This is a genomic window from Arcicella aurantiaca (genome assembly GCF_003148625.1).
GTDB lineage: Bacteria > Bacteroidota > Bacteroidia > Cytophagales > Spirosomataceae > Arcicella > Arcicella aurantiaca.
Window position 1 is genome coordinate 39,542 of record NZ_QGGO01000035.1, and the last position, 11,203, is coordinate 50,744.

The 11,203-nt window shown below is 35.4% G+C and carries 9 protein-coding genes; all 9 read right to left on the reverse strand.

Translation table 11 applies throughout. The annotated features are described in order from the left end of the window. Positions 1-62 precede the first annotated feature (62 nt). On the reverse strand, positions 63-2,555 hold the full coding sequence (gene priA / locus LV89_RS21780; protein WP_109745048.1) for a replication restart helicase PriA: 2,493 nt from the start codon (positions 2,553-2,555) through the stop codon (positions 63-65). A gap of 318 nt (positions 2,556-2,873) precedes the next feature. Then, complete coding sequence (locus LV89_RS21785; protein WP_109745049.1) at positions 2,874-4,334, reverse strand: UDP-N-acetylmuramoyl-L-alanyl-D-glutamate--2,6-diaminopimelate ligase; 1,461 nt, start codon at positions 4,332-4,334, stop codon at positions 2,874-2,876. 62 nt (positions 4,335-4,396) lie between these two features. Further along, entirely contained in the window at positions 4,397-5,011 is a 615-nt protein-coding gene (locus tag LV89_RS21790) for a putative polyvalent protein kinase domain-containing protein (protein ID WP_109745050.1), read from the reverse strand. Positions 5,012-5,047: 36 nt separating this feature from the next. Next, complete coding sequence (locus LV89_RS21795; RefSeq protein ID WP_109745051.1) at positions 5,048-6,055, reverse strand: coiled-coil domain-containing protein; 1,008 nt, start codon at positions 6,053-6,055, stop codon at positions 5,048-5,050. Between the two features lie 68 nt (positions 6,056-6,123). After that, a complete protein-coding gene (locus tag LV89_RS21800; protein ID WP_109745052.1) occupies positions 6,124-8,232 on the reverse strand; it encodes a PASTA domain-containing penicillin-binding protein in 2,109 nt (702 codons plus the stop codon). 53 nt (positions 8,233-8,285) lie between these two features. Next, entirely contained in the window at positions 8,286-8,663 is a 378-nt protein-coding gene (locus tag LV89_RS21805) for an FtsL-like putative cell division protein (protein WP_109745053.1), read from the reverse strand. 108 nt (positions 8,664-8,771) lie between these two features. Beyond that, entirely contained in the window at positions 8,772-9,704 is a 933-nt protein-coding gene (rsmH, locus tag LV89_RS21810) for a 16S rRNA (cytosine(1402)-N(4))-methyltransferase RsmH (RefSeq protein ID WP_109745054.1), read from the reverse strand. Positions 9,705-9,882: 178 nt separating this feature from the next. Further along, positions 9,883-10,224 carry a LytR/AlgR family response regulator transcription factor gene (locus tag LV89_RS21815; protein WP_109745055.1) on the reverse strand — a complete coding sequence of 114 codons (342 nt, stop codon included), beginning with the start codon at positions 10,222-10,224 and terminating at the stop codon, positions 9,883-9,885. A 100-nt stretch (positions 10,225-10,324) separates the two neighbouring features. Beyond that, positions 10,325-11,203 (reverse strand): PKD domain-containing protein (locus LV89_RS21820; protein ID WP_374755158.1); only part of this gene is annotated, 879 nt, incomplete at its 5' end.

The following is an 11,203-nucleotide window of genomic DNA, read 5'->3' on the forward strand; positions in this document are numbered from 1 at the left end:
TGGGAAATTAAGGGTTTTCCACTATAAAATATCACAAATACGAGATTAGTTAGTGAATGGTATTATCCACAATCCACATCCACTACCACCGAAATTCCTTTAAAATCTTTCGATAATCTCAGGTTCATTACTTCTTCGGCAATAAAGGCTTTGGCAGCTTTTAGATTGAGTGTTTTCTCTAATTTTATCATTACTTCAAACAAAAACTGATTTCTGATGCGTTCAACTAATGGTTTTTCTGGACCTAAAACTCGTTGTTTGCTTAGTTTTTCGGCTAATTTATTGGCTAATTCTTCAGCCGCTTTTTCGGCAATGGGTTGGTCAATGTGTTTAACCGTTATCTGAATCAATCTTGTAAAAGGTGGATATTGAAAATCTTCACGTTCTTTAATTTCATCTTTGTACAAACCAACATAATCATTTTCAATAATTTGCTTCAAGATTTTTTGTGAAGGATTATTCGTCTGAATCAACACTTTCCCTTGCGTGCCTCTCCTACCCGCACGCCCCGCTACTTGGGTTAATAATTGGAACGCCCTTTCTGCCGAACGGAAATCTGGGAAGTGAATCATTCGGTCGGCATCAAAAACACAAACCAAGCTAACTTTCTCAAAATCAAGTCCTTTTGCCACCATTTGTGTACCCACAAGCATATCTACACCACCGCTTTCTACTTCGTTTATTAAGGTTTGAAAAGCAGTTTTTGTACGAGTTGTATCCAAATCCATCCGAGCAATTTTTGCCGAAGGGAAAAGAATTTGTAATTCTTCTTCTATTTTTTCAGTACCATAACCTCTCGTCCGCAACTTCACCGAACCGCAAGCCTGACAAGTTCTGGGCATGGGTTCGTGGTGTCCGCAGTAATGACAACGCAATTCTTGACCGTTGTAATGATAGGTCAAACTAACATCACAATTATTGCAAGACGCAATCGTATCGCAGTCTTCACACTGAATATATGGCGAATATCCACGACGGTTTTGGAAGAAAATCGTTTGCTCTTTTTTCTCTAAATTTAGTCGAACACGGTCTAACATCAAATCAGAAAAATCGCCTTTTACCATTTTCTGTTTTCGGGCAACTTTCACATCAATCAATTCAATATCAGGCAATTGTGTGCTTCCAAAACGTTCTGTCATCTCCACAAAGCCGTAACGATTGGTTTGGGCATTATAAAAACTTTCGATGGAAGGCGTAGCCGAACCCAATAAAACTTTGGCTTTTTGGCGGTGAGCAATCACAACCGCCACATCACGAGCGTGATAGCGGGGAGCAGGGTCAAACTGTTTATAGGAAGTTTCGTGTTCTTCATCAACGATGATTAAACCCAAATTATCAAAAGGTAAAAACACGGCAGAACGAACGCCAATGACAAAGGAAAACTTACCAGAAACAACGCCTTTCCAGACTTCTACACGTTCATTATCCGAGAATCGAGAGTGGTAAATGCCCATTTTATCGCCAAAAACTTTTCGTAATCTGACAACAATTTGGGTGGTCAAAGCAATTTCGGGAAGAAGGTACAAAACTTGCGAACCACTTTCTAAAACCTGCTCAATCAATTTGATGTAAACCTCCGTTTTGCCACTTCCTGTAATTCCGTGCAGTAGCGTTGTATCTTTTTCTTGAAAGCTATTCATGATTTCAGAAAAAGCCTTTTCCTGCGAACTCGAAAGCGTTGGCGTTGGAGCTTCCACAAAATCAAGGTCTTCTTCAAAACGACTTACTACGACTTCAAACTGCTCTAAAATTCCATTTTTGACAAGCGTTTTTATTGCACTATCCGAAACCTCCGCTTTTGTTAAAGCACTCTTTTCTAAGCCTTTATTGTTTAATTCTGGAGAACGTAAAACAGGAACGTAACGCAGATAATGCAGTAAAACGTCTAATTGCTGAGGCTTCTTTTCTAACTCTCCCAACAAAATTTTGAGATAACTTTCATCTTCATAAAAAGACGTTAATCGTACTTTTTTTAAGATTTTGGGCGAATATTTTTCTCTAACTTCTTCAAAAACGATAACTGCTTTTTTCTGAATCAGTGACTTTATGATATGGTAAACATTCTTAACTTCGGCAAAACGGGCAAGTTCATCATAGTTTAAAGATTGATGTTTTTTCAATTCTTCAATGATTTCACGCTCACGTTCTGTCAATAAATCAGGATACGAAAATTCTGGATTAAATTGTACTTTAGAAAGACTGGAAATTTTTAGTCCAGACGGCAATGCAACATTCAGCACCTCACCAACGGTACACATATAATATTCTGAAATCCAATGAAATAAATCAATTTGTTGAGGGGTAACCAATGGAGCATCGTCCAATAATTCAAGCACATATTTTGCCTGATATTTTTCGGGAGGTTTATTGTGTAATTTAGCCACAACAGCCGTAACAACCTTGGTTTTACCAAATTGCACGATTACTCTCGCACCCACACAAATACTCGTAGCGTACTCACGGGGTACACGATAAGTATATAAATTAGGAATAGCGACGGGAATAATTACGTCAGCAAAAACGGTTATTTCTTCTTGGAATTCTAAGGATTGCATGATGCAATTTACAACAAAATCATAATTTTATGAAGCTATGATTTTGTTGTAAAGCAAAGAAAGTTCTATAACACTGATTTGAAGCAAGTAAAAATAGTATTTTTCTTAGATTGAGGAAACGGTAGTTACATTCTAATTTTTTAGCCGTAATTTTACAACATCATTCAAAAACTAAATCTCTATCTACATGAAATTCATTTCTAATTTAGAAAATTACATTCATCAGATTGTTTCAATGTATCCATTACCATCTCGTAAAAACGTGGTAGTTCGTGGACCATTCAACTATTTTTTATTATTAGTTAGCCAATTGAGCAACTAATTTCCAAAGGCTTCTGCCAAGATTTCTTTATCATCAAAATGATGTTTCACGCCCTTGATTTCTTGGTAGTTTTCATGCCCTTTTCCTGCTACTAAAATAATATCTCCTGCTTCTGCCAATTCCCTTACAGATAAAAGAATAGCTTCTTTTCTATCTTCAATAATTTTTGTTTTCTTAAAATCAATCGGAGGAATACCTTTACGCATTTGTTCTAAAATTTCGGCAGGGTCTTCATTACGTGGATTGTCGGAAGTTAAAATAACTTTATTCGATAATTCACAAGCGATTTTTGCCATAATTGGGCGTTTGGTCGCATCACGATTTCCTCCGCAACCCACCACAGTAATGACTTGCTGATTTCCTTCTTTTATTTGATTGATGGTTTTCAAAACATTTTCCAAAGCATCTGGCGTGTGTGCATAATCTACAATTCCGACTTTCTGGTCTTTTGCTGAAACAATTTGCTCAAAACGCCCCGGAGCAGTTTGTAGAGCAGACATTTGCATTAAAACTTCGTCTTTATCTTCTCCAAGCAAAACCGCAGCTCCATAAATTGCCATCAAATTATAAGCATTGAACGTTCCAATCAATTGAAAATGAATCTCTTGATTATCAATTTCCATTTGCAAACCATAAATACTGTCTGAAATAATACGTCCTTTTACAGTTGCCAATGTTTCCAAAGAATAAGTGTTGATACTTGCTTTGGTATTCTGCAACATCACACCTCCACGACGGTCGTCGATATTGGTAAGTGCAAAAGCGGTTTTTGGAAGAGCATCAAAAAAGCCTTTTTTGGCTTTGATGTAATTATCAAATGTTCCGTGAAAATCGAGATGGTCATGAGTAATATTCGAGAAAATACCACCCGTAAATGATAGCCCAGTAATACGGTGCTGAACTACGGAATGCGAACTCACTTCCATAAATGCGTGCGTACAACCCGCCTGAGCCATTTCTGCCAATAATTTATTCAAATTAACGGCATCAGGCGTGGTATGGGTTGAAGGAATAACATCTTCATCAATTTGATTTTGAACGGTAGAAATCAATCCACAACGATAACCCAAAGCACGGAACAAACGAAATAAAAGCGTTACCGTCGTCGTCTTGCCATTTGTTCCTGTAATTCCTACTAATTTTAGTTTTTTAGAAGGATTATCATAAAATTCAGAAGCCATGTATCCCAAAGCCTCCGCAGCGTCTGGCACTTGTAAAAATGTGACCGTTTCGGGTTGTGTTTCGGGCAAATCTTCACACAAAATAGAAGTTGCACCTAACTCTATCGCTTTAGTAATAAAGGCATGTCCGTCCACTTGTGTACCTTTCAAAGCCACAAACATTGAGCCTTCCGATACCTTTCGAGAGTCGATAATTAATTCAGAAACTGCTATATCTGCATTTCCAACAATGTTTTTTTGTTTGAGTGTTGAGGTTAATTGAGATAATGTTTTCATATTTTTGATAAATATAAACCCCCGATTTTGGCGGGGGTTTGGTAGTTTGATAGCTATTAAAATTACATCAGATATATCGCACTGTCAATAAAGAAAAATATTCCCTGATTGGTAAGCACGTTCTCGTCATGTAAATCTTCTAAAATTATTCCTAATTCAGTATTGAAATAATCATTATTCTTTTTATGCTGAAAGCCATTCTTTTCTAAGAAAACCCTAACTAATCCTAAATTAGTAGGCTCTGTGGATTCAATAAAAGGTTGTTTTACTACTGCATAAAAAGCACTTTCATCTTTATAAAAGCCCAATAATTGATATGCTGTCGTGGGAAACAAAAAATTATGCGTCAATAAACCAATAAAATAATCTTCCCAAGAAGCATAAAAAATTGTATCATTAATTTTTACAACAAATTTTCCATCTTCACTTAAATATACTTTTTGTTCCGCTCCCTCACCTATATAAGTATTCTCATCTAATGATTGATACCATAAATTGTTTTCATGAGCATAAAGCGATAAATAAGCTATTTCATCCTCTTTAGAGAAGAGTTCTGATTTTTCAACCTTTCCACTTGTTCTTTTGCTTTCTCTAAGGAAAAAGAGGACTGTTTGGATAAGATATCCTTCTGTAATTTCGCCAATTCTTGTAATGATATGTCTAAGTTCATAAGTCATTATAATAATAAAGTGAAGTAATTCGACAAATTATACTTAATAAACCTGTTTTGCTTTTAAATCTGTAATTAATTTTGAGTCAATCAAGAAAGTACGTTTTTCTCCAGAACCAACTTTAATATAAAAGTTCACTTTCATGGGTACATCAAATGAGCCTTTTTGTACTCTAATACTCAAAGGACGGTCAACGCCATTTTTATCTGATAACTTTTCGATATTTTCAATGTCTTTGCTATTAAACTCACGTTTTCCAACGATAGCGTTATTAGGCAAAGTCAACTCTGTTATCAATCTTTCATTAGATTTCAATTTTCTACTAAGGGCATAATAAATTCCCATTTCGGCAACATCTTTTTTGTTTTTCGTATCTGATAATTCATTATCTGCATCGTCAAATCCATTGGCATAAAAACCAACGTTTGTTACGGTTACATGAATTTTATTATCCAAAATGTCTAAAATTTCATCTGTTTGTTTTAATTCGCCTTGTAACTCATTAAACTCAGCTTTTTTGATAGCGACTGTACTTTCTAAGTCTTGAATCGTGTTTTTTTGGTAAGAAATAATACTGTCTTTTTCTTGCAAAATTTTCTGAAAGTTAGCAATTCTTACTTCATATTCACCAATTGTTTTGGTCATTTGAGCTTGTAATTTCGCTTTATCTACCGACAATTGAGCAATTTGTTTTTTCAACAAAGCCATCATTGTAGCACGTTCTTGGTCATTTTTCTCTGATTGGTCTGTTGCTACTTTTTCTAATTTGGTTTGTAATTCGTCTATTTTTTTCTGTTTTTCCTGAATATTCTCACGATTATCTTTGATGTCATCTCTCAGACGTTCGAGGTCGGTATTAATCATTTTAATTTCTTCAGCATTCATCTGAATCTGACTTACCTGCAAATCAGTTTTCTTATTTTGCCCGAATTGGTTATAAAATAAGTAAAGCACACCAAGTAACAATAAACCAAGTAATCCATTTCGTACCAATACCTGATTTGAAGAATCTGAATCACTATTTTCAGATGTTTTTTTAAATAATGACATATATATTAGGGTTAAGTTATTTTTAAAAATACTTTAGGCTTTATTATTTTTATACGTTTTGCAAAAGTTTAATTCAAAATTAAACTAATATTTCGATTTTTAATGGCATTTACCCCCGGTGGAATCGATTGGCTAACTACTTTACCAACTCCCTGAAAACGAACCTTATACCCTTTGTTTTCAAGTACATATAAAGCATTTCTCAATGTCATTCCTCTGGTATCGGGCATACGTTCTTTGGGGTTTTGATGGGTTTGGTATTCTAAAACGCCACCATCTCCTCTTACTACTGACCAGCCTTCATTGGTTGGAATTTTTTCGACATCAAATTCTTCACAAATTGTTTTAATATCTGCTGTATGTACAACTTGTTTTTTTGTTGCAAATTGTTTTGAGTTAGGCTTCTTGGTCGCTAATAATTTGTGCATTCTGATATCGCAAGCATAAATTTTATCTGCAATCTCCTTGAATACAGGAGCTGAAGCTTCAGCAGCAAAGAGAGCCTCTTGTTTTACCCCACGAGGATTATCAATCATTACAACGCAACTGTATTTAGGAGCATCAGCGGGAAAATATCCGATAAATGACGTATAATACATTCCTTCTCGGTACTGTCCATTTATGAGTTTGCGAGACGTTCCTGTTTTTCCTGCAATTTTGTATAAATCATTTTTAATATTTGAAGCAGTCCCTCTTTCTACTACACCTTCAAGCATTTTTTTCACTTTCTCTAAAGTTTCTTTACTACATAGTGGCTCTTCGTATTTCACTTGTGAAACCTTATAATCATCTTCAATTTTATCAGCAATTTTAGTATGCTTTACAATAATTGGTTGTATCCATTTTCCATCATTGGCAATAGCATTATAAAAAGCCAACATTTGTAAAGGAGTTATTGATGTACCATAGCCAATTGAGTTCCAAGGCATTGCAGTCAAATCTCCTGCTTTAGGACGATTTATTACAGGTTTGGCATCGGGACGAAGTTGAAAATTTAACGGTTCGTCCAAATGGAATTGATGCAGTTTATTATAATATTCGTTCTCTTTGTCTTTATAATATTTCAACATCAATTTGGCAGTTCCAACATTGGAAGAGTGTTCAAAAACTTCTTGAGCGGTAATTGTTCCATAAGGTTTTGTGTCTCTCAAGATTTTAGACCCAATTTTCATCGTTCCGTCACCAGTGTGTACCCATTCTTCATTTGATAAACCACCTGTTTCCATCATTGCCACCATAGACGGCAATTTGAATACCGAACCGGGGTCAGACAAACCTAAAACTGCATGATTATAGGTTTCTGCAAATGCTAAAGTATCACGTAAACGAGTAAGATTAGTCATTGCTTTTATTTCTCCTGTTGCAACCTCCATCACAACAACACAACCTTTATCGGCACTCAACTGACGCAAATATTTCATCAATGAAGTTTCGGCAACGTCTTGAATATTTACATCAATAGTTGTATAAATATCAACCCCAGGAACAGGAATAGATTCTTCTCCCCCATCAATTGGTCGCCAACTTCCACCTACGATTTTCTCAAAATTTCCTCTTCCGTTTGTACCTGCTAACTGTGGGTCAAAACTGTTCTCGATTCCAACTTTTTCTTTCTCTTTTTTATACCCAATTGTTCTGAATCCCATCTTTCCAAAAGGATTATAACGCTCATTTGATTTTTCAAAAACAACACCGCCTTTAAACTTGCCTTCTCTAAAAATCGGCCAAGTTTCCATCGCTTTCTTTTGCTGAAAGTCAAGTTTTTTATCATTTAGACGGATATAGCTAACTCTGTCACGACGTGCCAAATCAATCATTGAATAATAGTCTTTCCAATCTTTATCTCCATAAAAATCTGCTAATAAATGACACAATTGGTTTATTCCTTCATCATAGATTTTAGCATTAGCTTTATTTAATTTAGAAACCATTGGGTCAAATCCTAATTTATATTTAGGTAATGACGTTGCTAATAAACTCCCGTCGGCGGCGTAAATATTTCCACGAACTGCTTCCACAACACGTTTTTTCACATAAACTTTTTTGGCTTTTTCTCGCCATTCTTCACCCTCAATTGTCTGTAATTGAATAATACGCCAAACAATTCCTACTGCAAAAAGTAGGATGAACAAAAACATGAGGCGAACCCTTAATATGATGTCTTTTTTAATGTTCATTTTCTTGAAATGATGAGTTTTCTATTATGAGGAATTGTAGATTTTTGGGCAAATCATTCACTCACAACTATTTTTGTTGGCGGTGTTTTATTTTCTTGTAAGCCCATTGGCTCAACTCTTTTAATAATTTCCGATTGTTTGCCAGCCTTCATAAAATCGGCTTTTTGGGTTGTATAATCAGCTCTGGCTTCTTCTACCTCAGCTTTCATTTTGTCTATTTTATGAATCAGACTTTCAGCATTGAGCGAAGAAATAATGTAAATGACAATCAGCCCTGAAATCCAGACGATGTATCTCAATTGAGAGGCAGGAAAAACACCTCCCAATATTTTATCCATGTTAAAAACACGGTCGAAAAAAGCAAAAACTCCTCTATTTGGTCGGTAAGTAGATGATTCTCTATTTTGTTTTTTTGAAACGTTCTTTGCCATATTCTTTAATAATTGTGAGTTTATGAATTGTAAATTAGTGATTTCAAGAACACTACTTTTTTAGTTGTGAATCAATAATTTTGTACTATACATCACTAATTCACTCAATCACAATTCACTAAATAACGTTGCTATTCTCAACTTTGCACTCCTGCTTCTATTGTTTATTGATAATTCCTCTGGAGAGGCTTCAATAGGTTTTCGGGTAATACCTTCTAAGGGTTTTGTGACTGTTCCGAAAACAATATCTCGGTCTAATTCTCCGTTGAAATTTCCTGCTTTAATATAATTTTTAACCAATCTATCTTCTAACGAATGAAAAGTCATAATGGCTAATCTACTTTCTGTATCTCTTAGCAAATCAGGAACTTGCTCCAAGAATTCTTGAATTACCTCTAATTCTTGATTTACCTCAATTCTAATGGCTTGAAAAACTTGAGCAAAATATTTAAACTCTTTGAATTTGGGAGCGTGTTTTTCTAAGATAGCTTTTAGTTCGCCTGTTGTTTTGATGGGCGTATTCATTCGAGCGGTACAAATGGCATTTGCGAGGGTTTTGGCATTTTTAATTTCGCCATACATCCCCAAGATTTTATGCAATTGAGCTTCTGAATATTCATTAATAATTGTAAATGCCGAAACCTCCGCTTTTTGGTTCATCCGCATATCTAAATCACCTTCAAAGCGGGTAGAAAAACCACGAGAAGGTTCATCAATTTGATGTGATGAGATACCAAAATCGGCTAAGATACCATCAACTTTTTTGACACCGTAAAGACGTAAATATTTTTTAATATTTCGGAAATTAGCTTCGATAAAAGTAAAGCGATTGTCGGTAAAAGCGAGAGAGTTTTGTTTGGCGTCGGGGTCTTGGTCAAAGGAATAAAGTTTGCCATTTTCTCCTAAGCGTTCGAGAATAGCTTTGGAATGCCCACCGCCTCCAAAAGTAACATCCACATAAATCCCATCGGGGCGAATATTTAACCCGTCAAGACACTCTTGAAGCATAACAGGTAGATGATATAACTTGTCGGAAGTCATTATTGAAGTTTTATGAGTAAGGATTGACGAATCTTTTGGTTTGATTCAATACAAATTTATGGATAAAATACTAAAAACAGGATAGGTTTTTAAAAATTGTGTTAAACAAAGAAAAAGCCAAGTTTACATCTGAAAGGACGTACACTTGGCTTTTTCAGTATTTTGAGAAAGGTTCTATTTACACAACGAATGATTTTATTGTATGTTTTCGCCTTCTTGAAATATTGGCTTCTTGACCATTTATCATCACTAAAATATCTTGTTCTTGATTATAGGTTTTCACGAAATTGGGATTAATCATAAAAGAACGATGAACTCTTAAAAAGCCATGAGTTTCCAAAAATGATTCAAAAAATTTTATACTTCGAGGAACTACTTTCTGTATCCCATAACGTAAATAAATGGTTGTATAATTGACATCGCCTTTTAATAAAACAACATTATCAACCAAAACCTTTTTCAAGGTTTTCTGATTAATAATCAAAAAATTGTGATTGCCGTTTTGTTGGTAAGTCTTCATAGAGGTAAATCATTAATAACTGTAGTCTGTAAAATTCTTTGTTCTATTTTTTGATTTAAACGGCTGAAAGCACTTTACTTTCAGCCGTTTAACTTTCAGCTTAAAGTCCCGCAACTGTCAATTTGGCTGTTGAGTCAGCAAAATTGAGGGTAGCATTCGTTCTGTATTCTAACTTTTTGGCTGTTGCAGTATTTGTAGTAATTGTAACTACGTGAGTACTATCAATTATCACATGGTCTGTTGCAGACGGAACAGTACCTGTATCCCAAGTAGTTGGGTCTTCCCAATTTCCTGTTTTGATACTGATTACGATACCATTACTAATTGCAACTTTCACGTTAGTAGAGTTTGCACTAACACAAGTTATTCCATTGGTTGTTGTTTCGCATTGAGCAAAATAACTGGTAGTAGTTGTGGGAGAAACTGGCATTGTCACAACTGTACTATCAGATGCTTTAAACCATTTCAATGTGCCTGTACAACCTGTTGCTGTTAATGTAATAGCATTCCCTAAAGTAAGCGTCGTATCAGATTGAACGACTGGAGCATTAATAATTGAATTAATTAATACTACTGCTGAACCCGTTGCGGTACAACCCGTTGGACTTGTCACTATTACGACATAAGTACCTGAATTAATATCCGTTGCATTTGGAATATTAACATTCGCACTTGTAGAGCTAAATGTATTTGGACCAGACCATAGATATGTTCCTCCGCCAGTAGCAGTCAAATTAATGGTTGAATTATGGCAAAGTGTATCAGCACCCACAACTGTAACCGTTGGTACGACTTTGTCTTCTGTAATTTCTACACTTGCAGAAGCTGTACAACCATTGGCATTTGTTCCAATTACGGTATAAGTTCCTGCTACTAAAAGATCAGCAGATGCCGTTGTAGCACTAAATCCTCCCGTTCCTGACCATGCGTAAGTTGAGGCTCCACTCGCTGTTATTGTTGTACTTGGCGTTAAGCAAGT